Below are 24,551 nucleotides of genomic sequence, written 5' to 3'. Positions count from 1 at the left end.
TACTATGGCTAAGGGATTATTATTTGTAATATCCGGACCTTCGGGTGTCGGTAAAGGGACGGTAGGCAACGCATTGCGTGAGAAGCTACCAGAGATAACATACTCCGTTTCTGCTACAACTCGAACACCTCGTTCAGGCGAACAGGATGGAGTGACCTATTTTTTTAAAACGCGTGAAGAATTTTTGGGTATGATTGAACGAGATGAAATGCTGGAGTATGCTGAGTATGTAGGGAACTATTATGGTACTCCACGTGATTTTGTAGATCAGACCCTTGCGCAGGGAAAAGATATTTTTCTGGAGATTGAAGTTCAGGGAGCGCTAAAGGTTAAAGAAAAATTTCCAGAAGGCATATTCATTTTTCTGCTTCCGCCTTCGCTAGACGAATTAAAGGATAGAATCCGGGGACGGGGCACAGAAACTCAAGCGACCATAGACCACCGTATGTCGGTAGCTGTGGATGAAATGAATTTGTTGCGTCACTATGATTATGCGGTCGTCAATGATGAGATTGATTTCGCTTGTAAACGAATAGAATCCATTATTATCGCCGAACATTGTAAGGTTCATCCTTAAACGAGGGCTTTACATATGCCAAGCGTACTTAAAGAGAAATAATACTGTATAAGCTGAGCTTGAAGGTGTACACTGGAGTTCAGCTTATACAGTCCCAAAACTACATGAAGAGGTGTCTATTCGTGCTGTATCCTTCCATTGATGAAATGATGAAAAAGGCAGATAGTAAGTATTCGTTGGTTGTAGCGGCTTCACGTCGTGCCAGACAGTTGCGCGAGGGTGAAAAGACGACTCTCAAGAATCCTAAATCCCACAAACAGGTTGGAGTGGCGTTGGAAGAGATTTACGCGGATCATCTGCGTCTTGAAAGCGGCGAAGACGAGTAAGAATTATACACAACTATTATAACCGGGCGCAATGCCAATTCCTTTGACAACCGCAAGGTTGTTATTTTTTTAGGTCAGGGGGAGTTAACGATGTTGAAGGGAAAAGTTATTATTCTTGGTATAACTGGCGGAATTGCTGCTTACAAAGGGGCAGCGCTGTGTAGTAGGTTGACGCAAAAGGGCGCCGATGTTCATGTGATTATGACGGCCTCTGCCAAGGAGTTTATTACCGAACTTACGCTGCAGTCGCTCTCTCGTAATCCGGTGTACAGTGACACATTTGATGAAAGAGAGCCATCAGTCGTATCCCATATTCATCTGGCGGATGCGGCTGATTTGGTTCTTGTTGCTCCTGCAACTGCGAATATTATCGGGAAAATGGCGCATGGTCTTGCTGATGATATGCTGTCTACAACGTTGTTGGCTACAACAGCGCCTATTATGGTGGCACCTGCGATGAATGTACATATGTACACTCATCCCGCAGTCATGCAAAATATGGAGACGCTTGTATCACGTGGCGTGAAGATGATTGAGCCTGGTGAAGGATTACTGGCTTGCGGTTACGTTGGCAAAGGACGTTTGGAAGAGCCGGACACAATTGTGCAAACCATAGAACGCTTTTTTGATCAGCAAGCTCAGGAACAAAAAACCACCATCAAGTCTGAACCACGATGGTTTGGTGACGAATCTATGGAGGCTCAAATGCCTGAGTCACTTGTGAATGAGAATGAATCGGTGCTTTCAGGCAAAAAAGTCATTGTAACGGCTGGAGGCACGATCGAGCGAATTGATCCAGTACGTTATATCACAAATGATTCATCTGGCAAAATGGGCTTTGCCATTGCAAAAGTGGCTCAGGAGATGGGTGCAGAGGTGCACTTGATTGCCGCCAATACCAGCGCGGAACCGCCTACTGGTATTATGCTTGAAAGAGTCCAGTCAGCTGAAGACATGTACGACGCTGTATTAAAGCAATGGGAAACGAGCGATATGGTCGTTATGGCTGCTGCAGTTGCAGATTATCGACCACGTGAGATTGCACAGACCAAGATCAAGAAAAAAGATAGTGTATTTACGCTAGAGCTAGTGAAGAACGTCGATATTCTAGAATCACTCGGACGGAGTAAGAAACATCAATTTTTAATTGGCTTTGCAGCTGAAACCGAACATTTGGAGACGTATGCGATAGATAAATTAGAACGTAAAAATTGTGATTTGATCGCGGCAAACGATGTAACTGTGAATGGTGCTGGTTTTGGCGTCGATACGAATGCTGTTCAAATTTATGACCGAAGCGGGATCGTAGAGCGTATTCCTGTACAGTCAAAGGAAGAAGTTGCGCGTAAGTTGCTTACTATAGCCGCGGGACGCATGGGTGGGGTGCTGCATTAATGGAGACGGGCAATTTAGTTGCCAAGGTCATTGTCGATGTACCTGCCAAGGATACGGACCGCACCTTCGATTATCTGATACCAGACTCAATGAGACCTTGGATTGAGCCGGGTAGTCGGGTAGCTGTGCCATTTGGCAAACGGACGGTGCAGGCTTTTGTCATCTCGGTAGTCCCAGCTGATGATCCACCGAAATACAGAATGAGAGCGATCCAGGAACTGCTGGATTTGGTACCACCCTTATCTGCCGACCTAGTCGAACTGGGCAAATGGATGAGCGAACGTTATGCTTGTAATCAAATTATGGCACTGCAAGTGATGATTCCTACCGCGCTCAAGGGCAAAGCAGAACGTTATATCTCAATTGCGGAACAGCATGAGTTAACGCATCCACAACGTACTATACAACCGAATCAGGGCGATGAACTCGAATGGGCACTTCTGACCGACGATGGTATGAGTGATCCGACGGAGCGTCGGATTGTTAGCTTCATTCAGGAGAAGGAGCAAGTCCCATTGCAGCAACTCAGTCGACGTTTCCCTGAGGAAGCAGAGGTTATTAAATCCCTGTTACGCCGGGGTGTGCTTCAGGAAAGTCAAGTTATCAAAGACAAACTTGGCAAAAAGACCATGAAATCCGTTGATCTGGCTATTGGCATAGATGAGGCATCAACGGCACTGGAGCAATTTTCTGCCAAAGCACAGCGTCAGCGGGAGGTACTTGCTTTTTTGCTGGAACGTAGCGAGTTTCTGCCTTTGTCGCTGAAGGAAGTCATGACCTCACTGAGTGTCTCGGCTGCAACGGTTAAGGCGTTGGAAGATAAGGGCTATGTGTTGCTGGAGGATGTCGAAGTGTTCCGCGACCCCTACCGGGGCAGACACTTCAAGCCTACAGAGCCACTCCCTCTCACAGCAGAGCAGCAGTCGGTATATGAACGGATTATTCGCCAGCTGGACACGCGTGAGCAAGGAGCTTATTTGTTGCATGGAGTCACAGGGAGCGGTAAGACGGAAATCTATCTACAGACGATTCAGCGTTGTATCGAGCAGAAACGGCAGGCCATTGTGCTGGTACCTGAAATATCGTTAACCCCACAAATGGTTGAGCGTTTTAAAGGCCGGTTTGGCGATCAGGTAGCAGTGATGCACAGTAGGTTGTCCGGGGGGGAACGGTACGATGAGTGGCGCAAAATACGCGAAGGCCGTGTGAAAGTGGCGATTGGTGCTCGCTCGGCAGTATTTGCGCCTTTTCGTGAGTTAGGTCTTATTATTATGGATGAGGAGCACGAAACGTCCTATAAGCAGGAAGAGACACCTAAATATCATGCGCGTGATGTCGCTATTCGCAGAGCCCATCAGCATGGGGCTGTTGTTATTCTCGGCTCGGCTACACCGTCGCTGGAAAGCTATTATGCGGCTCGCTCACAAAGCAACGACGAGTTTGCGCCGTTGCTGCTTGAAATGCCAACTCGCGCATTGGGGAACACGTTACCCGAAGTACATATCATGGATATGCGTGAGGAACTGCGTGCTGGCAACCGCTCTATGTTCAGCCGTGCGTTGCATAATGGAATTGCAGAGCGGTTAGAGCGTAAGGAGCAGACGGTACTACTGTTGAATCGGCGTGGGCACTCCACGTTCGTCATGTGCCGTAGCTGTGGTTATGTCGCGGGTTGTCCGCATTGTGATATTTCGCTTACGTATCATCAGCGGTCGAACAATTTACGTTGCCATTACTGTGGCTATTCCGAGCCCGTGCCTCAGACCTGCCCTGAGTGCGGTAGTGAGCATATTCGCTATTTCGGTACAGGTACCCAGCGAGTGGAAGAAGAGCTGGCAAAGCTATTCCCCGGTATACGTGTTGTTCGAATGGATGTTGATACAACAACAGAAAAAAATGCCCACGAAAAGCTCCTCAAGCAATTTCGTGATAAAAAAGCGGACGTGCTGCTCGGTACTCAAATGGTTGCCAAAGGCCTGGACTTTCCCGATGTGACACTGGTTGGTGTCATTACTGCGGATTCGGCTCTCAATTTACCGGATTTTCGGGCCGCGGAAAAGACTTTTCAACTGTTAACACAAGTAGCTGGACGTGCTGGGAGACATCAATTGCCAGGGGAAGTATTTGTACAATCCTATACTCCAGAGCATTATTCGGTGATTCACGCAAGTCGCCATGATTATGCTTCTTTTGTGAGGGAAGAATTGAAACACCGCCGAAATTTGCACTATCCACCATATTGTCGTCTTATTTTGGTGACCTTTTCTCATGAACAACTCCCGGTTCTGGTCCGGCTGGCTGAGAATTATTCAGCAACACTACAGGGACGGGCCAGACAACGGGGATGGTTCGGGAATATGGATCGTCTTACATCGGATGTACTCGACATCTTGGGACCAGTAGCTTCACCCATTTCGAGAATCAAGAATAGATACCGATTTCAATGTATGATAAAATGGCGTGGAAATATCGATGCGATTAGTTTGGCTCAGCAAGTAGCTGATGAAATGGCCGAATCCGCACAGGCACAAAAGTTGCTGATTAGTCTGGATGTTGATCCGCAAATGCTTATGTAGAGTGTTGCCACAAAAGTTATTAGCACAATTAATGCGGACAATCCGTCCGTACATAGGATAATGTAGCAGTCGCGTTTGTGATGAATACAGTTAGGCCTAAATGAAGCATAAAGAGGAAGGTGTTCTGTTGTCATGTCAATTAGAATTATAGTGTTGGAGCCGGATGACGTATTGCACAAAGTAGCAAAGGAAGTCACTAAAATTACGCCTAACGTGCAAAAGCTGCTCGACGATATGGCAGATACGATGTATGAAGCAGAGGGAGTAGGTCTTGCTGCTCCGCAAGTAGGTATTTTGAAGCGTCTCATCGTTGTAGATGCTGGAGATGAGCATGGTTTGATTAAAATGATTAATCCAGAGATCGTGGCCGAAGAAGGGGAGGAATTGGGTCCTGAAGGCTGCCTGAGTATACCAGGGTTGAACGGGGATGTGCGTCGTGCCGAGAAGGTTACAGTCAAGGGACTGGACCGCGAGGGTAAAACCATTACCGTTACAGCGACAGGGTTGCTTTCTCGTGCTTTTCAGCATGAAATTGACCATTTAAATGGAATTTTGTTCACGGATATTGCAGAAAAAGTATATGAGGTTGCGCTGGAACAGCCAGGACCGAACCGTCAGATAGGAGAGTGAGGTTCGATGAGTCAAGACATTCGTATTATCTTTATGGGTACGCCTGAGTTTGCAGTGCCATCGCTGAACATGTTACTGGATAACGGTTATAACGTGGTCGGTGTGATTACACAGCCCGATAAGCCACAGGGACGAAAAAAAATATTGACGCCTACACCTGTCAAGGAAGCGGCAGAAAAACGCGGATTACCTGTACTGCAACCGACCCGCCTGCGCCAGCCAGAAGCGGTGGCTCAGGTGGCAGAGCTGCGTCCTGATCTGATCGTAACCGCAGCCTATGGGCAAATTTTGCCTAAGTCCGTACTAGACCTGCCTCGGTTCGGTTGTCTGAATGTGCATGGTTCGTTACTTCCCCGTTATCGGGGAGGTGCACCGATCCAGCGTGCGATTATTAATGGTGAAACTGTGACGGGTGTGACGCTGATGTATATGGCGGAAGGACTGGACACTGGCGATATGATATCGCGAGTTGAGGTTGCTATAGAGCCGGAGGATACCTCGGGTACGATTTTTGAGAAGCTAAGCGTAGCTGGAGCAAAGCTTTTGCAGGACGAGCTGCCTAAGTTGCTGGCAGGCCAATCAGACCGTACGCCGCAAAACGAGGACGAGGCAACTTATGCCCCGAACCTGAACCGCGAGGATGAGCGTATTTCGTGGAGTGACAATGCTCAGCAGATATACAACCGGATTCGCGGCCTGGTTCCTTTTTCCGGTGCGTTTACGCTTTGGGAGGAAAATGTTTTTAAAATTTGGGCTGCTGAGCAGCCTTTCATAAACAGTGAAGTGAGTGGCTCAAATGTTCCAGCACCCGGAACGGTTCTTCAATTGACCGCTCGTGGCATTGAGGTGCAGACAGGCGAAGGAACTCTCTGGCTAACTCAGGTTCAACCGGCTGGCAAAAAGGTTATGGATGCCGGAACCTTTGCACGCGGCGGACAGATGAAGCCAGGCACGGTGCTCGGATGAGCGGGAGTCACTCCCGCCAGGGAGGCCAAGGCAAGGCAGTGGGTGCCAGATCCGGCAAGACTCGCAATCAGACGGCGCGGGAAGTTGCACTTGATGTGTTGACCGGTGTGGAGCAAGAGGGTGCATATAGCAATCTTGAGCTAAATTGTCGGCTTCAGCAGGCAGGTTTATCTGCAAGTGACGCTGGTTTGGCGACGGAACTTGTATATGGTACAATCGCACGCCGAAATACACTAGATTATTTCCTGAATAAATTTGTTCAAAAAGGAACGGCCAAGCTTCAGGCTTGGGTACGTTCGTTGCTGCGGATGAGTGTGTATCAGGTGGTGTATCTGGATCGAGTTCCGGATCATGCAGTCGTTAGTGAAGCGGTGACCATTGCCAAGCGTCGTGGGCATCAGGGGATTTCCGGTATGGTTAACGGTGTCCTCCGCAGCATGTTGCGTGAGCCGGACAAGCTGCGTATTCCTGACGATTTGTCACCGGAGGAACGGATTTCATTAGAACATTCTCATCCACAGTGGCTGGTTAAGCGCTGGATTAAGCAATACGGTGCAGATACTGCTGAGGCTATCTGTCAGGCTAATAATGAGCCCCCTGCGGTCAGCGTACGGGTGAATACGACAATGACCAGCCGCGATCAGCTGCTGGACGAGATGCGCTCAAAAGGGCTTGATGCCGTTCCTTCCGCAGTTAGTCCCTATGGGATTGTTGTTCGTAGCGGTGGAAATATGGCGCTTACCTCGTGGTATACGGACGGCTTGCTGTCCGTACAGGATGAAAGCTCCATGCTCGTTGCCGAAGCAGTCGCTCCTGAGCCTGGCATGCTGGTACTGGATTGCTGTGCCGCTCCAGGTGGAAAAACAGCTCATATGGCCGAGCTGATGAAGGATCAAGGCCGGATAGTTGCGAATGATCTGCATGCCCATAAGCATCAATTAATCCGTGAACAGGCTAATCGACTTGGCCTGGATGCTGTGGAAACAGTCATTGGTGATGCGCTAGAACTGAAAGAACGCTATGCTCCAGCTTCTTTTGACCGTATTTTGCTGGATGCGCCATGCTCTGGCTTTGGAGTAATTCGTCGTAAACCGGACCTGCGTTGGAGCAAAACTGCGCAGGATGTTCGCGACATTACACAGCTTCAGCATGAGTTGCTGGATAGTGTGGCGGGATTGTTGAAGCCAGGTGGGATTCTGGTATACAGCACATGCACGATTGAACCGGACGAAAATGAAGGACAATTGACTCAGTTTTTAAGCGAACATCCAGAGTATGAATTGGCAGAGGGGCATTCCTTCCCGGACGTGAGCCACGAAAAGGATAGTATACAGGGAGGCTCGGTACAGCTGTTACCGCAGCATTTCCACAGCGACGGATTTTATATTGCGCGCCTGCGTCGGGTGAAATAGCGCGGAAGAGAATTCCAGGCAGCTGTCCACCAGTGTTTCCACATTCCGCCGGAACATTTCCGGCGGTTTTTTGCATGAAGACGAAAAATTTTTACCCCCTTAGGGATTTGTGCTAAAATAGGAAGAATGAAAAATACGATCTGCGATCAAACAGAACTTAATGAAGAAGGAACGGGTGCAAACATTGATGAAACCTTTTATATATGATTTAACTCTGGAGGAGCTTCAGGACTGGGCCAAGAACAATGGTGAGCCTGCTTTTCGTGGAGGACAAATTTTTGACTGGCTGTATGTGAAGCGGGTCAATGATTTCAGCGAGATGACGAATTTGTCCAAGGCGCTGAGAGAGAAGCTTGAGGAGCAATTTAGTTTTGTGACGCTTAGTGAAATTACAAAGTTGGAATCAAAGGACGGTACAGTAAAATTCCTGTTCGGTTTGCACGATGATCATGCCATTGAAACGGTCATTATGAGACACAATTACGGAAACAGTATTTGTGTAACGACTCAAGTGGGTTGCCGGATTGGTTGTACTTTCTGCGCTTCGACGCTTGGAGGCCTCAAACGGAACCTGACGGCTGGTGAAATTACTGCACAGGTGGTGCAAGCTCAGAAAATTTTGGATAAAACCAATGAACGAGTGAGCAGCATCGTGATTATGGGCTCGGGCGAACCTTTTGAAAACTATGAAGCGACCATGACGTTTTTACGTACAATGGTTCATGAAAAAGGTCTGAACATTGGTCAACGTCATATCACGGTGTCGACTAGCGGTATTGTACCGAATATTTATAAATTTGCCGACGAGGATACCCAGATTAATCTGGCAATATCCATTCATGCGCCTAATGATGCGCTTCGTTCGAAGCTGATGCCTGTAAATCGGCGTTATCCCTTTAAAGATGTTATGGATTCTCTACGTTACTATCTTGCTAAGACGGGGCGGAGAATTTCGTTTGAATATGCCCTGATTGGCGGGGTAAACGATCAGGCAGAACATGCTGAAGAGCTAGCGGATGTGTTAAAGGACATGCTGTGTCACGTCAATTTGATTCCAGTCAATCATGTGCCTGAGCGCAAGTATGTGCGCACATCACGCAGCGATATTTTTAATTTCCAACGTATTCTTGCCGAAAAAGGCGTCAATGTGACGATCCGGCGTGAACAGGGTCACGATATTGCCGCTGCTTGCGGTCAGTTGCGTGCAAAGCATATGGAGTTGGGGTGAAACCATTTGATCAAAACAGTTCATGTCAGCCATGTCGGACGTGTACGTTCGGTGAATGAGGATTCTGCCTGGATCAGGCACTTGGAGCAAGGCTATATTCTTGGGATTGTTGCCGATGGTATGGGGGGGCATTTGGCCGGTGATACGGCCAGCCGCCTTGCGGTAGAGACACTTGCCGCTGATTTGGCGACGCTGGAGAGCGGATTATCCGCACATTCTTTGACGGCGGCGCTCAGCGACGCTATTTTGCATGCCAATGAAGTCATCTTCCAGACGGCTGCACGCGATGAAAAGTATCATAATATGGGAACGACAGTTGTTGCGGTTTTATTAAACGACGCATCCGGAATTATCGGACATATCGGTGACAGTCGTGCCTATGTCATTTCCAAAGGAGCGGTACGTCAGCTTACAGAAGACCATACTTTGGTTAATGAGCTGTTCAAAAACGGTCAGATCAGTAAGGAAGAACGGGAGAACCATCCTCGTCGCAATGTACTGACACGGGCGCTGGGCACTGATTCCGAGGTGAAAGTGGATATTGACTCCATTGCGCTGGAAAAAGGCGATGTACTGTTACTGTGTAGCGACGGATTAAGCAATCTGGTAACGGAAGAACAAATCAGTAAAGTAGTAGGTGCCGCAGAGAATCCTTTGGAGGAGCGCGCGGATCGTCTGCTACATCTGGCGCTGCTTGCGGGAGGAGACGATAACATTACTGTGGCTTTGTTTGAATTGCCCGACGACACGGTTTCATTGAGTGAAAAGGGGTGTGACGCATGATCGGGCACCTGCTAGGGGGAAGATACGAAATTATTGAGCGTATCGGTGGCGGCGGTATGGCGCTGGTGTATAAGGCTCAAGACATTTTGCTGAATCGCAATGTCGCAGTTAAAGTGTTGCGCCAGCAATTTGTTCATGATGAGGAATTTATTCGCCGGTTTCGGCGTGAGGCGCAGTCTGCGGCCTCGCTTTCGCATTCGAACGTGGTCAGTATTTATGATGTCGGTCAAGAGGATGAAATCCATTATATTGTAATGGAGTGCATCGAAGGTAAAAATTTGAATGAGATTATTAAAGAACGTGCTCCATTGCAAGTGGATGAAGCAGTACGGATTGCTTCCCAGATTTGTGATGCGCTGGAGCATGCCCACCAAAATCAGATCATTCACCGAGACATTAAGCCTCATAATATATTAATTGGACGTAATGGACGGGTTAAGGTAACCGATTTTGGGATTGCTAGAGCTGTTACGTCAACGACCATTACCCAGACGGGTTCTGTTGTGGGTTCTGTTCATTATTTTTCACCTGAGCATGCAAAGGGTGTCGTCACCGGCGAAAAATCGGACTTATATTCTTTAGGTATTGTCTTATATCAAATGCTGACGGCGCAGCTCCCTTTCCTGGGAGAAAGTCCAATTAGTGTAGCGCTCAAGCATTTGCAAGAGGAATTTGAGGAACCGCGTAAAATTAATCCGTTGATTCCGCAAAGTGTGGAAAATGTCATTCTAAAATCCATGCGCAAAAATCCAGAAGAGCGTTATCAATCGGCAGACGAAATGCTAAAAGATTTGGAAACCTGTTTGCTGCCGGGACGGCGTAATGAATCCAAGCTGGAATTTACACATTTGGATGATGAGGATCAAACACGGGTTATTCCGGCTATTAAGCCTCAACAATTAGGGATGTCTTCTAGCGGGGATGATGTACCTGCTCAATCGCGTGAGTCTGAACAGCTTCCGAGCAAGCAATCGTCCAAGAAAAATAGAAAAAAAGCGATCTTGTGGGTAACACTAGTGTTGGTGTTACTTCTGTGCATGGGCGGAGTGGTGTACTATGTGCAAAGTGTACTGGTCGTGCCTGAGGTAAAAGTACCGAGTGTATTGACACAAACAGAAGACCAAGCGAAAGTTAATCTCAGTAAAGCGGGATTACTCATTGAGGAGCCAATCCAGCATGAATACAAAGAGGGAATCGCGCCTGGAGTTGTATTTTATCAAAGCTATCCTGCAGATTCTTTAGTCAAGGAAGGAACCAAGATTAGTCTGAAAGTCGGGATTGCCAAGCCGCTCACCCCGATGCCGGATGTCAAAGGCCAAAGCTACGAGAATGCTGTTAAGCTGCTGACCGCCCAGCAAATTAAGGAGACGCAGATTCAGCAAAATGAGCAGTTCAGTGATCAGGCCGCAGGGACCGTCCTTAGTCAGACACCCGCTGCAAATGAGCCATTTGATAAGGATTCAGTCCAGGTTGTGCTCACAGTCAGCAAGGGCGCTGACACTGTGAAAATGCCAAGCCTGGTCGGGAAGACGCAGAACCAAGCGGAAAACGAGGTCAAAAAGGCTGGGCTGAAGGTTGGCTCTATTAAAGAAGAATTTAGCTATGAGCAGGAAAAAGGAAGAGTAACCAAACAATGGCCATCAGAGGCAGGCAGTGAGTTGCCGCCAAATACGGAAATTACGATTTATGTAAGTACTGGTTACCCGCCAGAAGCGATTACGCTGCCATTTAATGTGCCTGTTGCGCCCAAGGAAGAGGGGAAAAACAGCAAAATTCGTATTACTTATACGGATGCGCGTGGAGAAAATCAGGAATGGGGAAGCCGCACGATTAATACGACACAGGTGTTCACTATTAACCTGCTAATGGCTCCAAACAAAGACAGTGTTGTCTCAGTATTTAGAGATGGCGACTTTATTGATACGTATCCCGTCTCATATATTGATGCGAAAAATGGCACGGTGACAATGCCTCAAATTGCTCCGCCTGCCGGAACTTCACCAACGGATACACCTGATGGTACTTCCTCGCAGAATGGAAGTGGAAACGGCGAGGAAGGTGATAGCGGGGGAGCTTCTAATGATAGTGGTAATAGTGGAGGAGACTTGAACAACCAGGAGGGCACGGGAAGTAATGGTGACCCTTCCGCCTTTGTTCCTGGAACGAATTCCACGGGGGAGACGCGCAGTGAGTTGGCGGTTAGTTATAAAAACAACCCAGGCCACGCTTCCCACAAAAAGAAGGAAAAAGTGATTGAGGCTGTTCAGCATCAGTAAACTTGCAATAGGAAGATGCTCAACCTGCTATACGCAATGAAACTTGAACATTATGAAGGAGGACATCTTACACATGCCTGAAGGTCTGATCGTCAAGGCGCTTAGCGGATATTATTATGTCTCCAGCCTGGATCAGGATGGGCGTCCGGTATCTGGCGAAGCTACGGTACAATGCAGAGCACGCGGCATTTTTAAGAAAAAAGAGATTACGCCTCTTGTTGGTGATCGGGTCGTTTACGAACTGACTGAAAACGGGGAAGGTATGGTCAAGGAGATTAGAAAGCGTACGACGGAGCTAATACGTCCTCCGGTAGCAAATACCACGCTTGCCGTGCTGCTGTTTTCCTTGCGTGAGCCGGATTTAAACCTGCCTTTACTGGACAAATTTTTAGTCCATATTGAGCACGCCGGGCTGGATACAATTATCTGTCTGACTAAGCGCGATTTGTATGAAGGCAGCCCTTCAGAGGATGACACCGTACTGGCCGTTCAGGAGATGTACCGGAAGATCGGTTATGAGGTGCTGGTAACCAGTGCCCGTACCGGAGAAGGGACGGCTGAGCTTAAGAAGCTATTGGCTGGTCAAATCAGCGTGTTTTCCGGGCAGTCAGGTGTAGGAAAGTCTTCCATGCTTAATGCTCTAGAGCCTGGGTTAACGCTGGAGACGAGCGCCATAAGCAATAAGCTGGGCCGAGGAAAACATACGACTCGTCATGTGGAGCTGATTCCTCTAGACAACGGAGGATTTGTAGCAGATACACCGGGGTTTAGCCAGCTGGATTTTCTGGAGCTGGGTGTGGATGAGCTATCTCCCTGTTTTCGTGAATTCCAGCAGTATGCGGAAGGATGTAAATTTCGGGGTTGTACCCATATTCACGAGCCTGGTTGTAAAGTAAGAGAGGCCCTGGAAGAAGGACATATTTCACAGGGACGGTATGATAGCTATTTGCAGTTCTATCAGGAATTAAAAGAAAAAAAGCGGAGGTACTGAGTATATGTTAAAAATAGCACCGTCGATTTTATCCGCTGATTTTGCTCGCTTGGGCAGTGAAGTTGCGGAAGCTGAGGCAGGAGGGGCAGACTGGATTCATGTGGACGTAATGGATGGACATTTTGTATCCAATATTACACTGGGCCCACCTATCGTTCAGGCTATTCGTCCGCACACGACTCTTCCCTTGGATGTTCATCTGATGATTGAGCATCCCGAACGCTATATTGGCGATTTCGTAAAAGCAGGAGCCGATATCATCACTGTTCATGCTGAGGCCTGTGTTCATTTGCATGGTGTCCTTCACTTGATCAAGCAGCAAGGCGCTCTGGCTGGAGTGGCTCTCAATCCGGGAACTTCACCATATGCGATCAAGGAAGTGCTGCCAAATGTGGATATGATTCTGGTAATGACGGTCAATCCTGGCTTTGGAGGTCAGTCCTTCATTCCAGAGACGTTAAATAAAATTAGACAAATTCGTGCTTGGTTGAACGAACTGGGTCGTCCAGACGTACATATCGAGGTAGACGGAGGTATTGCGGAGGAGACGGCACCAGCCGTATTTGAAGCGGGGGCTGACGTGCTGGTGGCTGGTAGTGCGGTATTCGGCAGAACAGACCGCGCTGCGGCTATTGCTGCGATTCGGGACAGTGCAGCACGTTTGTCCAAGTGAAGCTGACCGAAGCATTGTGGATGACTGTAGCGAGCATGGCGACGGGGTTGACCCTTAGCTGTTTCTCGCTAGTGAAGGCTCCTTGGAATGCTGTTCTTTCACTTTTGGCTGTTCTAATTGTACTGTTTTATTTTCGAAAAAATGAACGGCGTGGTTTACGAATAGGTTTTGTGGTGTGCAGCGTACTTTATTATATCCTGTTTATTTTCATACTCTCAGCATATCTCTATGTTCGCGGACTTGTCTGATGGTATAGCCTGGGATAGTTGTGCATAAATATGGTTACATGAGCGGGATTCTCATGTAGCCTTTTTTTGTGGGGCAACAACCCTTGATAGGTTGCATAAACTACAGAGAACGGATGCAGGAGGATGATGGGGAGGGTGAGGCATGAAGTTTTACACAATCAAGCTGCCAAAATTTCTGGGTGGATTCGTTAAAGCCATTTTGAATACATTCCAGAAAAACTGAATTCAACGTAATGTAAACACAGGATGTAGGATGAAAGCTAGAGGTACACAGGGCACGCTTCCCGGGCATAACAGATAGGCAGCTCGGTAGTAAAAGATTGGAACGCACGGGAAGGTGCCTGACATTTTGTTTTCCTGAACCAGATGGATAATACTTTTCGAATAACCAAAAAAGCACCCGTTTAAAACGAGGTGCCTTTTGTTTATAACGATATTTTTTTACGACTACACGCGAGTCACTTTACCGGCTTTCAATGCACGAGTGCTGACATAAACGCGTTTCGGCTTACCGTTAACGAGAATGCGAACTTTTTGTACGTTGACGCCCCAAGTACGGCGATTACGGTTGTTAGCGTGAGATACGTGGTTACCGCTGCCAGGCTTTTTGCCTGTTACAGAACATTTACGAGACATGATTCCACCTCCTATTCTGAAAATAACCAAATTCCATATGGAACGGGTCTCTCTTCAGGCCGACTGGGTCAGCCGGACTTTGTAAGTCACTAACCTGAACAAAACAATACTTAAATATAATATCATAGTCAAAAAAGCTCCGTCAACTGATTCAAAAACTTTATTTATTTCTCTTTCGCATTATAGTACAATATGGGATAGTTATTGCTGCGATTATTTTGTATTTAAATGGAATGTGAATTCTTATTCCAGTCATGCCGGCGGTTCAGAGGCGGGACTATAGTTATCATTCCAGCCGATGATTTATGTTGGGTAGTTGACTGGTTTTTCATTTTATATGACCTGTAGAAGAGCGACCAGACGTGAGTACAAGAGCTTATGAAAGTGTGACATTCGTATTCGTCGTCTGGCTTTAGTATAATTTAATTGAACCCGTAGGCACAGCTGGATAAGGTGTGGTGAAGGTTGATAGTAAAACAAGTGTATAAAGCTAGGAAGGGGAATTCTCTTGAGTAATCGTTCTTTGAATGGAACAGATTTTACCGCAATGGTTTTAGCCGGGGCGGAACAATTACAGCAGCATGCGGAACATGTCAATTCACTAAATGTATTCCCGGTGCCAGACGGTGATACGGGAACCAACATGAATTTGACGATGAGCGCGGGCGTAACGGAATTAAAGAGGGGGGATTCTTCCTCCATCGGTGTCATGTCCGGCATATTATCCAAAGGTTTGCTGATGGGAGCCCGCGGCAATTCAGGGGTTATCCTGTCACAGTTGTTTCGTGGCTTCAGCCGTTACGCTGCCCCATACGAGGAATTGAATACCCTTCAGTTCGCATCGGCATTGCAGAGCGGGGTGGATGCGGCCTACAAGGCGGTGGTTAAGCCGGTGGAGGGTACAATTCTTACCGTGGCGAAGGAAGCGGCCAAGCATGCTGTATTTTTCTCGCGCCGGACGAACGACATCACGGAATTGATGGAAGAAGTGCTTGCCAAAGCGAAGGAAACGCTTGCCATGACGCAGGACATGCTCCCTGTACTGAAGCAAGTAGGAGTTGTAGATTCGGGTGGGCAAGGCCTTGTGTATATTTATGAAGGCTTTATGCAACATCTTGGAAGCGGCTTGGTGACGTCTCCAACTGCAAAAAGTGATAATGTACGCCCGGTTTTTGCTCCTCACGTATCGGAGAGACCTACTGCTACTGCAGTTGTTCCTTCTCCAGATGCGCCGATTTCTGCGCAAGCGAAGCTCGAAACGGATAATATTGAATTTTTGTATGATATGGAGTTTTTTATTAATCGACAATTGGGCGAAGCGCAAGGTACCGATTTTGATGAAGAAGCCTTCCGAAAAGCGTTATCCGTAGATGGTGATTCTATTATCGTAATTTCAGACGATGATGTCATCAAGGTTCACGTGCATTCTAAGGCTCCTGGTGAAGTGCTGAATTTGGCACTGCGTTACGGAGAAATTACACAGATTCGTATTTTAAATATGCGCGAGCAGCATCGTGATTTGTTGTCTGCGGGTATGGATGTTGCTCCTGAGCCTGAGTGGTTTGCTGAAATACCAACAGAGCCTGTACGTGAGGAAGAGCCGTCTGAGCCCCCCGCTCATGAACTGGCATCCTTTGGTTTTATAGCTGTGGCTTCTGGTGAAGGAATTGCTGATATTTTCAGAAGTTTAGGCGTCGATGTTGTCCTTTCTGGCGGCCAGACAATGAATCCGAGCACAGAGGACTTCGTTAATGCGGCGCGCTCGATTGCGGCTCAACATATTTTTATTCTTCCGAATAATTCCAATATTATTTTGGCGGCAGAACAAGCGCGTGAACTGCTAGAGATGGAACGTATGGTGTCGGTTATTCCGAGCAAAACAATTCCTCAGGGCATTGCGGCAGCATTTGCCTTCCAGGAGGAAGAGGCTTTTGAGGTAAATCAGGACAATATGCGTGACGCAGTCACCCGGGTGAAATCTGGGCAAGTGACCTACGCGGTACGGGATACGACGCTTGATGACCTGCATATTACAGCCGGGCACTACATCGGTATTCAGGATTCCAAAATTGTAGCGACCGAGGAACACTTAATGGCAACGTCCCGTCTTTTGCTAGCGAAAATGCTGGTGAATGGCGATGAAATTGTTACGATTCTCACAGGTTCAGACGCAAATCAAGAAGACACAGATCAGCTTGTTGCATGGCTTGAAGAAAATTATGCGGATGCTGAAGTGGAAGTTCATGAAGGTGGTCAGCCAATTTATCCTTATTTGTTCTCAGTGGAAACCTGATGTGCTTTAGCACGCCCATGGAAGTCCACAACAAAAGGAGGTCTGACTGATGAGCAGTACTATCATTTTGACGGATAGCACGGCTGATATTCCACAAGAATTAGCAGACCGTCTCGGTATAGTTGTTGTACCCTTGACAGTGATGTTCGGCAGCACAGCTTACCTGGACGGCATTGAGATGTCAGCGTCGCAGTTTTACAGCGAACTAGTACGGGCTGATGAGCTGCCTACGACGTCACAGCCTTCACCAGCCCGTTTTTTGGAGACATACACGACGCTGTTGGAGCAATACCCCGAGAGCCAGGTTATCTCTATCCATTTATCCTCGGGTGTGAGCGGAACGTATCAGTCTGCTCTGCTGGGCAAATCCATGCTGGAGAAGCATGAACATAGAGTGACTGTGATGGATTCCAAATCAGCTTCATACGGATACGGCATGCTAGTGGTTTATGCGGCAGAGCTGGCGGCTGCCGGGCACTCCCCGGCTGATATTGTTCGGGCTGTGGAACGTCGTGGGGAGCGCCGTTGTTTGTATTTCCTGGTGGATACCCTGGAATACTTACAAAAAGGCGGACGTATTGGCAAGGCAGCGGCATTGGTTGGTACGTTGCTTAACATTAAGCCGATTCTTTCGATTGACAAAGAAGGCATTATTTATTCGGTTGATAAGGCGAGAGGGCATAAAAAAGCGACAGCACGAATTATTGAACTACTGGAGCGGGATTTAAAAGGCCAAAAAATTAATATTGCTGTGGGTCATACGGCAGATCGCTCAGCGGCAGAAGCGTTCGTGGCTCAGCTGGCAGAGCATTTTGAGCTGGGGGATCGAATATATACTGAACTTGGCGCTGTGATTGGGACCCATGTAGGGCCAGGAACGATTGGCATTTTTGTGTGGCCGGCCGGAGATGAGAGGTAATATGCTGCAATTGGATCAAATACCTTTAAAACAAATACATGGCGTGAGTGCTCTCAAAGAGGGAGAGCTTCACGCTTTTGGCATTTCTAACATACAGGACATGCTGGAATATTACCCGTTTCGGTATGAAGATTACCGACTGCGCTCGCTAAGCGAAGTGAAGGACGGAGATAAGATTACGGTACAGGCCAAAATTATGGGCATTCCGGTGCTTCAGCGTTACGGGCGCAAATCAAGGTTGACTTGTAAATTGATGGCCGAGGATTGGATGTTTACCGCGACATGGTTTAATCGGCATTTCATGAAGGAGCAGCTAACCTCTGGTCGTGAAATTGTGGTGACTGGTAAATGGGACCTCAAACGTATGCAGATGACTGTTGCAGATTCTGAGTTTCCTGATAAAGGAGTAGCCCGCTCGGGGACGCTTCAACCGGTGTACTCTATAGGCGGCAAGATTACGCAAAGCTGGATGCGAAAAACGATGAATCAGACGCTCCAGCAGTTTGGCGAAATGATCCCCGAAATATTGCCTGAGTTGCTTGTACGCAAATATAGTATGATGCCGCGCAAGCAGGCTATCGCGGGTATACACCAGCCTCAGGACAACCGCGAGGGGCAAGAGGCTCGTCGGCGGATGGTGTATGAGGAGCTATTTTTATTTCAGCTGAAAATGCAGGCATTCCGGGCGCTAAATCGTGGTCGAGCGGACGGTGTGGTACATACGGTGGATAACACCACGATTCGTGAATTTGTAAGGGCTTTGCCTTTTGAATTAACGGATGCACAGAAGAAGGTAGAGCTTGAAATACTGCACGATCTACGCTCACCTTATTGTATGAACCGTCTGCTTCAGGGAGATGTTGGGTCAGGTAAAACAGTTGTTGCTGCCATCGGTTTATTTGCCACAGTACGTTCTGGTTTTCAGGGAGCGCTGATGGTGCCAACCGAAATATTGGCCGAGCAGCATATGCGGTCGCTTCACAAGCTGTTTGAGCCCTTTGGAATCAGTGTGGGCCTACTGACTGGGAGTACAACCGGGAAGAAGCGTAAGGAGCTGCTAGCTGCTCTCCAAATGGGTCTGCTGGACATTGTAGTAGGCACCCATGCTCTCATTCAGGAAGATGTATATTTTCGCCAGCTTGGGCTTGTTGTAACGGATGAGCAGCATAGATTCGGAGTGAACCAACGTAGTGTACTGCGTCGCAAAGGCTATAATCCCGATGTGCTGACGATGACGGCCACACCGATCCCTCGTACGCTGGCCATCACTGCGTTTGGCGATATGGATGTTTCTACGTTGTCAGAGCGGCCGAAGGGGCGTATTCCAATTTCCACCTATTGGGTGAAGCACGAACTGATGGATCGGGTACTTGGTTTTATTTCCCGCGAGGTAGATCAGGGACGGCAGGCTTATCTGATTTGCCCGTTGATTGAAGAGTCGGAGAAGCTGGACGTACAGAATGCCATTGATTTGCATATTCAAATGCAACAGGCTTTTCCACATTACCGCGTTGGGCTATTACATGGACGAATGACTCCCGCAGAAAAGGAAGAAGTTATGCGTTCTTTCTATGCGAATGAGGTTCAGTTGCTCGTTTCAACGACGGTTGTGGAGGTGGGGGTAGACGTCCCCAATGCGACGCTAATGATCATTATGGATGCGGATCGTTTTGGGCTGTCCCAGTTACATCAATTACGTGGACGTGTCGGACGGGGAGCACATGCCTCGTATTGTGTACTGATCGCTGATCCTAAGTCGGAGGTTGGTCAGGAGCGGATGAAGGTTATGACCGATACGGACGATGGTTTTGAGGTGGCTAGACGCGATCTGGATTTGAGAGGGCCGGGTGACTTTTTTGGCACCAAGCAGAGTGGGCTACCCGAGTTTCGTTTAGCAGATATGGTAGCGGATTTTGAGGTGCTGGAAAAGGCGCGTGAGGATGCAACTGATCTGATCAAGGATGCGTCCTTTTGGACATCTCCGCAGTATGAAGCACTGCGCGGTTATTTGCAAAAAGAGCAGATTTTCCAGGGAGATCTCATCGACTAATCCACCATGAATCATGAGGTTGTTCTAAACGTTTTAAACAGATAGGCACAATGGACAGGCTGGCCGTCATATATTTGGGAATGACCGAATGATATGGGAGGTGTGGCAACATTGAGCTATCAGCAATATGGAATCAGTCCGCAACTGGTGGAGCGGATTAAGTTGAAAATGAAAAATCGTGCACTCAAGGATCGGGTTAAGCAGCAGATCGAAGGTGTGACTAAAGCGGACCTGCAAAATAAAGCTAAGGTGCGTTATCTTGTGAAGACTACTTCTGCTATTTTAAACGAGCGTTTGACGGCTGCGCAGGAGGAGCAATTGACCGCCTTCGTATTGGCACAAAAAATTGATCCGTCCAATACATTCCATCTAATCAAGCTGTGGGGAATGTTCCGTTGATTGCTATTTGAAGAGGTGCTTCGAAGCGCTCTCCATGTTTTTTTGTGAAGCACAGATAAAAAAAGGATTGCCTGATATCAGGCGATCCTTTTTGGTTTGTTTTAGTTAGTTCATTCCCCGGGCAATAGCTAGTGTGAGCTTATCATGAGATTTTTTATTTGTAATGACCGCCAATTTTGATAGACCGTTCTATAGCCTGCCCGGCATCTGTTAACGACGACGCGCGCATGATGATGGACTGACCGTACCGATCCTTTAAAGTGTCCGTCACCTTTTCCAAAGCACGGGATCGCTCCTGATCCTCAAAAAAATCCAGTTGATACAGTTGATCATCCACCAATCCGCTTAAAGTAACTCCTGCGCGCTTCACAGGCATATGATTCCAAAAAGTATAAAAGATTTTTTTAACGGTTTCATATACCTTTTGGGTATGGTTTGTAGGATCGGGTATCTTCATTTGTCGGGAGAATCCGGTTGGTGCCTCGTAGGGACTGCATATACAATGAACAGTCACAACCGAGCCCATATATCCTTTGCGGCGGGCGTCCCGACACACCTCCTCTGTTAGTTCAAGCAGGATGGTTTCCACTTCCGCAGGCTGGAGATAGTCTCGAGGAAGAGTCATCATATGACCGATGGATTTGGGAGGTGTATTAAATGTTTCCGGCTTGACCGGGCTGTGATCGATCCCGTTAGCAGTTCGCCATATTACCTCTGCCTGAATATCGGACTGCTTACCGAAATGAGACCGGAATTTGTCCTGTAGCCGAGGTAAGGGAGTACGTGCGATATCTCCAATGGTGTGTAGTCCAAGCTTCTCCAAATGCCGTTCCATTCGTGAACCGATGCCGAACATAAGACGTACTGGCTGGGGCCATAGCAACGCTGCAATATCGGATGCAGGCAACAAGAAAATGCCACTGTCATTTTTTTTAGCCCATATATCTGTTGCGGTTTTAGCCAGCATTTTGTTGGAGCCGATACCAATTCGAATCCATACTCCTGTTTGTGCCAGTACCTTTTGCTGAATTTCACTTGCAATACTCACCGGATCCCCGAACAGGGAGAGGCTTCCGCTCATATCCAGAAACTGTTCATCAATGCTGAAAACTTCAACCAAATCCGTATATTCATTATAAATTTCTGTTATTTTTAATGAGACATCGATATAATGCTGCATACGCGGACGTACAATGATAAGGTCAGGACATTTTTTCACCGCTTCTCCCAGACGTTCTGCTGTAGATATACCGTATTTTTTGGCCAGCGGACACGCAGCTAAAATAATGCCTGAACGAAGTGCAGGGTCACCGGCCACAACGAGTGGCTTATGTTGGTATTTAGGATCATCTGCTTTTTCGATGCTAGTATAAAAACTTTGGCAGTCCGATAAGAATATGGTTCTATTTCTGCGTTCCTCCAAAAATACGACCTCCTTTCCTGATATGTGTGGATCATCCTTCCAAAATATTCTTGAATGTATACTCTTATAGTAGTATTATATACAGAACAAGTGTTCCTAATACAAATGTATTTTTTGGAACGTTACAGTTTACGGAAAACCTAACATGGCGTATCATAATATCTTGAGCAAAAACAAGTGGAAATGAATGAATATTGAGGGGAGAAAACCATTTTTATGAACCCAAAACGTCGACCATCATCTCAAAAACGCAGTAGGTGGCGTATTTTTGGCAGAGTTTTGCTGATTAATATCAAGTGGTTCTCGTTTGCGGGTGTACTTGGAGTGCTATTTGCTGGAGGTCTTATATCCGGTTATGTAGCGGCACTGGTTCATGATGAACCTGTACGATCACGTCAGTTGATATATGAAAAGGTAAATGAGAACGCTCTGACCAGCTTTGTATTTTTTAACGATCAGGTAACTCCGGTTGGAAGAATGCGCATGGAGGAGGATCGACAGCTCGTTGATCTGAAGGATGTCCCTCAGTCTATTGTGGACGCCCTCATTTCAACGGAAGACAGCCAATTTTATGAGCATCGTGGTGTGGATTTAAAGGGAACAGCTCGTGCTGTTAAGCAGAAGCTTTTGAATGAAAACCGCCAAACAGGCGGCAGCACACTGACGCAGCAGGTAGCCCGAAGGGTTTTTCTCAGTCTGGATAAGACGGACAGTCGCAAGGTGAAGGAAATGCTGCTGGCATTGCGTATGGAGCGTTTTATGGGTAAGGATAAAATATTAACGGCTTACTTAAACAAAATGCCCTTTGGTAATGGTTCCGCTGGTTACAATTTATATGGAATCAAGTCTGCTTCGTTAGGGATTTTCAATGTAAGTGATCTACATAAGCTTCATATTGCTCAGGCGGCTTATTTGGCAGGTCTTCCCCAACTGCCATCTGTTTATTCCGCTTTTGATGGTAAAGGGAACTTTGATGAAGAAGGCTTCAATAAAGCGATGGAGCGCCAACGTGTCGTGTTGGGAAGAATGCTGGCAACAGGTAAACTTACGCTATCCGAATATAACGAGGCGCTTCAATTTGATGTGAAAGCCACTCTTGCGCCACATCGCGAAAAAAGTTATAACACATTCCCTTATTTAATGCTGGAGACAGAGCGGGAAGCCGCCCAATTGTTAGCGCTCCAGCAAAATCCGGATATCACGGCATCCGAGATTTCCAAGCCTGAGCATGCCGAGCTTCTTCAAAATACGCGAGAAGAGTTGCAACGGTCCGGATATCGAATTTATACAACGATAAATAAGAAAATTTATAACAATATGCGGCAGATTGCAGCCAATCCACAAAACTTTTCTCCATACAGTAAGAAGAAGGGATTAGAGCAGATTGCAGCAATCATGATTGATCATAAAACAGGGGCTATACTCGGTATGATCGAGGGCAGGGATTTTAATACCGAGCAAATGAACTATGCAACTCAAATGACACGTCAGCCCGGTTCTGCCATGAAGCCTATTGCTGCTTATTTACCTGCTTTGGAAAAGGGCTACACTCAGCCAGCCGGTCTTATTGATGATTCACAAATCATATTGAAAGACGGGCGTAAAGGTTATCATATTCCTAAAAATTATAACAGACGGTACGAGGGGCTTATGACAGCCCGTGAAGCACTCAATCGGTCAATCAATATCCCTGCACTGAGGCTGTTCTTATATGAAGTTAAAATTCCAAACGCTTGGAATTTTGTTCGTTCTCTTGGAATTACGACGATTCAGCCGCAGGATGAACATGCTCAGACAGGGGTTCTGGGTGGACTAAGCAAAGGGGTATCCGTCGAGGAACTGACCGCAGCATATGGAACGATTCCCAATATGGGTGTATATAATGCACCTCATCTGATTAGCAAAATTACGGATGCCAACGGGAAGATCATATATGAATTTAAACCGCAGACGAAGCGTGTATATTCGCAGCAAACCGCATTTTTGATGACGGATATGCTTAAAACTGTTATATCAGATCCGAGGGGAACTGGTAAACGCCTGCAAAATGCTTTTAAAAGCTACGGTGCCATTGATATCGCCGGTAAAACCGGTACAACACAAAACTTTGGTGATGTGTGGTTTATGGGGTACACACCTGACGTTACACTAGGCGTCTGGGCTGGTTATCGCCAACAGGTTAATACATTATCTCAAGAAGGCCATTCCAGAGCACAGTCAGTGTGGGCACTGATCATGAATGAGGCGGTCAAGGACCAGCCTGAACTTTTTAAGAATAAGCACTTTATACGGCCGGAAGGTGTTGTAAGAGTTACGGTTTCTAGCCTTACAGGTAAGCTGCCAGGGCGTTATTCCCGTCAATCGGGTCAACTTGTGACTGACTGGTTTAATCAAAAGTATGTGCCTACTGAAGTTGGAAGAGAACGACTTCCGCGTTCTGCTAGACCAGTGGTCCCGTCCAAACCAGATATCAAGGAAAAAGAAGTCCCAGAGGTTGAGGTACCTGCAATAGATCAAGAGAAAATTCCACCAGAGGAAACGGATCCTCCCGTTCCTGACGCAGACACAGAGATAGAAATGCCTGATGAGAATAACGATGTGCCATCAACAGATACTTCGCAACCTTCTGTTGAAAACGAACAGGGGACTCCTTCTGAATCGGAAAGCCAGAGTGAGGAGACTCCAAAAACCCAATCTGATGAAGTTATTTATCCAGAAATAATATCTGATCAACCCAAAAACTAAACGAC

General features: G+C 47.2%; 20 protein-coding genes. 18 read left to right on the top strand and 2 right to left on the bottom strand.

The genetic code is table 11. The annotated features are described in order from the left end of the window. Nucleotides 1-4 precede the first annotated feature (4 nt). The 13 genes from gmk to spoVM all read left to right on the top strand — a co-directional run bounded on the left by gmk (nucleotide 5) and on the right by spoVM (nucleotide 14,304). Entirely contained in the window at nucleotides 5-577 is a 573-nt protein-coding gene (gene gmk / locus MHI21_RS15950) for a guanylate kinase (RefSeq protein WP_061829021.1), read from the top strand. Between the two features lie 122 nt (nucleotides 578-699). Continuing rightward, the gene (gene rpoZ / locus MHI21_RS15945; RefSeq protein WP_013310893.1) at nucleotides 700-903 is read left to right on the top strand and encodes a DNA-directed RNA polymerase subunit omega; all 204 of its coding nucleotides are present in this window, start codon (nucleotides 700-702) and stop codon (nucleotides 901-903) included. 90 nt (nucleotides 904-993) lie between these two features. Next, nucleotides 994-2,298, top strand: a complete 1,305-nt coding sequence (coaBC, locus tag MHI21_RS15940; protein ID WP_165177371.1) for a bifunctional phosphopantothenoylcysteine decarboxylase/phosphopantothenate--cysteine ligase CoaBC — start codon at nucleotides 994-996, stop codon at nucleotides 2,296-2,298. Next, nucleotides 2,298-4,874 carry a primosomal protein N' gene (gene priA, locus MHI21_RS15935; protein WP_342418499.1) on the top strand — a complete coding sequence of 859 codons (2,577 nt, stop codon included), beginning with the start codon at nucleotides 2,298-2,300 and terminating at the stop codon, nucleotides 4,872-4,874. The genes coaBC and priA overlap by 1 nt, the downstream gene beginning before the upstream one ends. Nucleotides 4,875-5,006: 132 nt before the next feature. After that, a complete protein-coding gene (gene def, locus MHI21_RS15930) occupies nucleotides 5,007-5,504 on the top strand; it encodes a peptide deformylase (RefSeq protein ID WP_061829023.1) in 498 nt (165 codons plus the stop codon). A gap of 6 nt (nucleotides 5,505-5,510) precedes the next feature. After that, nucleotides 5,511-6,470: a methionyl-tRNA formyltransferase gene (gene fmt, locus MHI21_RS15925; RefSeq protein WP_250239381.1), complete on the top strand. Its 960-nt coding sequence runs from the start codon at nucleotides 5,511-5,513 to the stop codon at nucleotides 6,468-6,470. Further along, nucleotides 6,467-7,882: a 16S rRNA (cytosine(967)-C(5))-methyltransferase RsmB gene (gene rsmB / locus MHI21_RS15920; protein ID WP_342418498.1), complete on the top strand. Its 1,416-nt coding sequence runs from the start codon at nucleotides 6,467-6,469 to the stop codon at nucleotides 7,880-7,882. Before fmt ends, rsmB begins: the two co-directional genes overlap by 4 nt. 187 nt (nucleotides 7,883-8,069) lie before the next feature. Continuing rightward, on the top strand, nucleotides 8,070-9,110 hold the full coding sequence (gene rlmN / locus MHI21_RS15915) for a 23S rRNA (adenine(2503)-C(2))-methyltransferase RlmN (RefSeq protein WP_013310887.1): 1,041 nt from the start codon (nucleotides 8,070-8,072) through the stop codon (nucleotides 9,108-9,110). Nucleotides 9,111-9,116: 6 nt separating this feature from the next. Then, the gene (locus tag MHI21_RS15910) at nucleotides 9,117-9,893 is read left to right on the top strand and encodes a Stp1/IreP family PP2C-type Ser/Thr phosphatase (protein ID WP_025723490.1); all 777 of its coding nucleotides are present in this window, start codon (nucleotides 9,117-9,119) and stop codon (nucleotides 9,891-9,893) included. Then, nucleotides 9,890-12,169: a Stk1 family PASTA domain-containing Ser/Thr kinase gene (gene pknB, locus MHI21_RS15905; RefSeq protein WP_342418497.1), complete on the top strand. Its 2,280-nt coding sequence runs from the start codon at nucleotides 9,890-9,892 to the stop codon at nucleotides 12,167-12,169. The genes MHI21_RS15910 and pknB overlap by 4 nt, the downstream gene beginning before the upstream one ends. A gap of 73 nt (nucleotides 12,170-12,242) precedes the next feature. After that, nucleotides 12,243-13,160, top strand: a complete 918-nt coding sequence (gene rsgA / locus MHI21_RS15900; protein WP_254328364.1) for a ribosome small subunit-dependent GTPase A — start codon at nucleotides 12,243-12,245, stop codon at nucleotides 13,158-13,160. A gap of 4 nt (nucleotides 13,161-13,164) precedes the next feature. Beyond that, entirely contained in the window at nucleotides 13,165-13,833 is a 669-nt protein-coding gene (rpe, locus tag MHI21_RS15895) for a ribulose-phosphate 3-epimerase (protein ID WP_342418496.1), read from the top strand. Between the two features lie 390 nt (nucleotides 13,834-14,223). Then, nucleotides 14,224-14,304: a stage V sporulation protein SpoVM gene (gene spoVM / locus MHI21_RS15890; RefSeq protein ID WP_010345573.1), complete on the top strand. Its 81-nt coding sequence runs from the start codon at nucleotides 14,224-14,226 to the stop codon at nucleotides 14,302-14,304. A 224-nt stretch (nucleotides 14,305-14,528) separates the two neighbouring features. On the opposite strand, the gene rpmB is transcribed toward spoVM, so the two are convergent. Then, nucleotides 14,529-14,717 carry a 50S ribosomal protein L28 gene (gene rpmB / locus MHI21_RS15885; RefSeq protein ID WP_013310881.1) on the bottom strand — a complete coding sequence of 63 codons (189 nt, stop codon included), beginning with the start codon at nucleotides 14,715-14,717 and terminating at the stop codon, nucleotides 14,529-14,531. A gap of 508 nt (nucleotides 14,718-15,225) precedes the next feature. Here rpmB and MHI21_RS15880 point away from each other — a divergent pair. From MHI21_RS15880 to MHI21_RS15865, 4 genes are all read left to right on the top strand, one after another. After that, entirely contained in the window at nucleotides 15,226-17,010 is a 1,785-nt protein-coding gene (locus MHI21_RS15880) for a DAK2 domain-containing protein (RefSeq protein WP_322171427.1), read from the top strand. Nucleotides 17,011-17,059: 49 nt separating this feature from the next. Next, the gene (locus tag MHI21_RS15875; RefSeq protein ID WP_342418495.1) at nucleotides 17,060-17,929 is read left to right on the top strand and encodes a DegV family protein; all 870 of its coding nucleotides are present in this window, start codon (nucleotides 17,060-17,062) and stop codon (nucleotides 17,927-17,929) included. 1 nt (nucleotide 17,930) lies between these two features. Beyond that, nucleotides 17,931-19,979: an ATP-dependent DNA helicase RecG gene (recG, locus tag MHI21_RS15870; RefSeq protein WP_342418494.1), complete on the top strand. Its 2,049-nt coding sequence runs from the start codon at nucleotides 17,931-17,933 to the stop codon at nucleotides 19,977-19,979. A gap of 111 nt (nucleotides 19,980-20,090) precedes the next feature. Further along, nucleotides 20,091-20,378 (top strand): stage VI sporulation protein F, encoded by a 288-nt coding sequence (locus MHI21_RS15865; RefSeq protein WP_342418493.1) that lies wholly within the window; start codon nucleotides 20,091-20,093, stop codon nucleotides 20,376-20,378. Nucleotides 20,379-20,532: 154 nt separating this feature from the next. Here MHI21_RS15865 and MHI21_RS15860 read toward each other — a convergent pair whose 3' ends face one another. Next, entirely contained in the window at nucleotides 20,533-21,801 is a 1,269-nt protein-coding gene (locus MHI21_RS15860) for a DNA polymerase IV (RefSeq protein WP_342418492.1), read from the bottom strand. Nucleotides 21,802-22,017: 216 nt separating this feature from the next. Between MHI21_RS15860 and MHI21_RS15855 the strand changes: the two genes are divergently transcribed. Then, nucleotides 22,018-24,546 carry a transglycosylase domain-containing protein gene (locus MHI21_RS15855; protein ID WP_342418491.1) on the top strand — a complete coding sequence of 843 codons (2,529 nt, stop codon included), beginning with the start codon at nucleotides 22,018-22,020 and terminating at the stop codon, nucleotides 24,544-24,546. Nucleotides 24,547-24,551: the final 5 nt, after the last annotated feature.

This window comes from Paenibacillus sp. FSL H8-0168 (assembly GCF_038592955.1).
GTDB classification, from domain to species: domain Bacteria; phylum Bacillota; class Bacilli; order Paenibacillales; family Paenibacillaceae; genus Paenibacillus; species Paenibacillus polymyxa_B.
Note: the sequence above shows the minus strand (reverse complement) of the source record. Positions and strands in the feature narration are given on the sequence as shown.

What these genes read in the sequence shown, in the direction of transcription:
- rpmB (WP_013310881.1), bottom strand. Translation starts at nt 14,717, where the DNA reads ATGTCTCGTAAATGTTCTGTAACAGGCAAAAAGCCTGGCAGCGGTAAC.
- recG (WP_342418494.1), top strand. Translation starts at nt 17,931, where the DNA reads ATGCTGCAATTGGATCAAATACCTTTAAAACAAATACATGGCGTGAGT.
- fmt (WP_250239381.1), top strand. Translation starts at nt 5,511, where the DNA reads ATGAGTCAAGACATTCGTATTATCTTTATGGGTACGCCTGAGTTTGCA.
- priA (WP_342418499.1), top strand. Translation starts at nt 2,298, where the DNA reads ATGGAGACGGGCAATTTAGTTGCCAAGGTCATTGTCGATGTACCTGCC.
- rpe (WP_342418496.1), top strand. Translation starts at nt 13,165, where the DNA reads ATGTTAAAAATAGCACCGTCGATTTTATCCGCTGATTTTGCTCGCTTG.
- def (WP_061829023.1), top strand. Translation starts at nt 5,007, where the DNA reads ATGTCAATTAGAATTATAGTGTTGGAGCCGGATGACGTATTGCACAAA.
- pknB (WP_342418497.1), top strand. Translation starts at nt 9,890, where the DNA reads ATGATCGGGCACCTGCTAGGGGGAAGATACGAAATTATTGAGCGTATC.
- spoVM (WP_010345573.1), top strand. Translation starts at nt 14,224, where the DNA reads ATGAAGTTTTACACAATCAAGCTGCCAAAATTTCTGGGTGGATTCGTT.
- coaBC (WP_165177371.1), top strand. Translation starts at nt 994, where the DNA reads ATGTTGAAGGGAAAAGTTATTATTCTTGGTATAACTGGCGGAATTGCT.
- gmk (WP_061829021.1), top strand. Translation starts at nt 5, where the DNA reads ATGGCTAAGGGATTATTATTTGTAATATCCGGACCTTCGGGTGTCGGT.
- rsmB (WP_342418498.1), top strand. Translation starts at nt 6,467, where the DNA reads ATGAGCGGGAGTCACTCCCGCCAGGGAGGCCAAGGCAAGGCAGTGGGT.
- rsgA (WP_254328364.1), top strand. Translation starts at nt 12,243, where the DNA reads ATGCCTGAAGGTCTGATCGTCAAGGCGCTTAGCGGATATTATTATGTC.
- MHI21_RS15855 (WP_342418491.1), top strand. Translation starts at nt 22,018, where the DNA reads ATGAACCCAAAACGTCGACCATCATCTCAAAAACGCAGTAGGTGGCGT.
- MHI21_RS15875 (WP_342418495.1), top strand. Translation starts at nt 17,060, where the DNA reads ATGAGCAGTACTATCATTTTGACGGATAGCACGGCTGATATTCCACAA.
- rlmN (WP_013310887.1), top strand. Translation starts at nt 8,070, where the DNA reads ATGAAACCTTTTATATATGATTTAACTCTGGAGGAGCTTCAGGACTGG.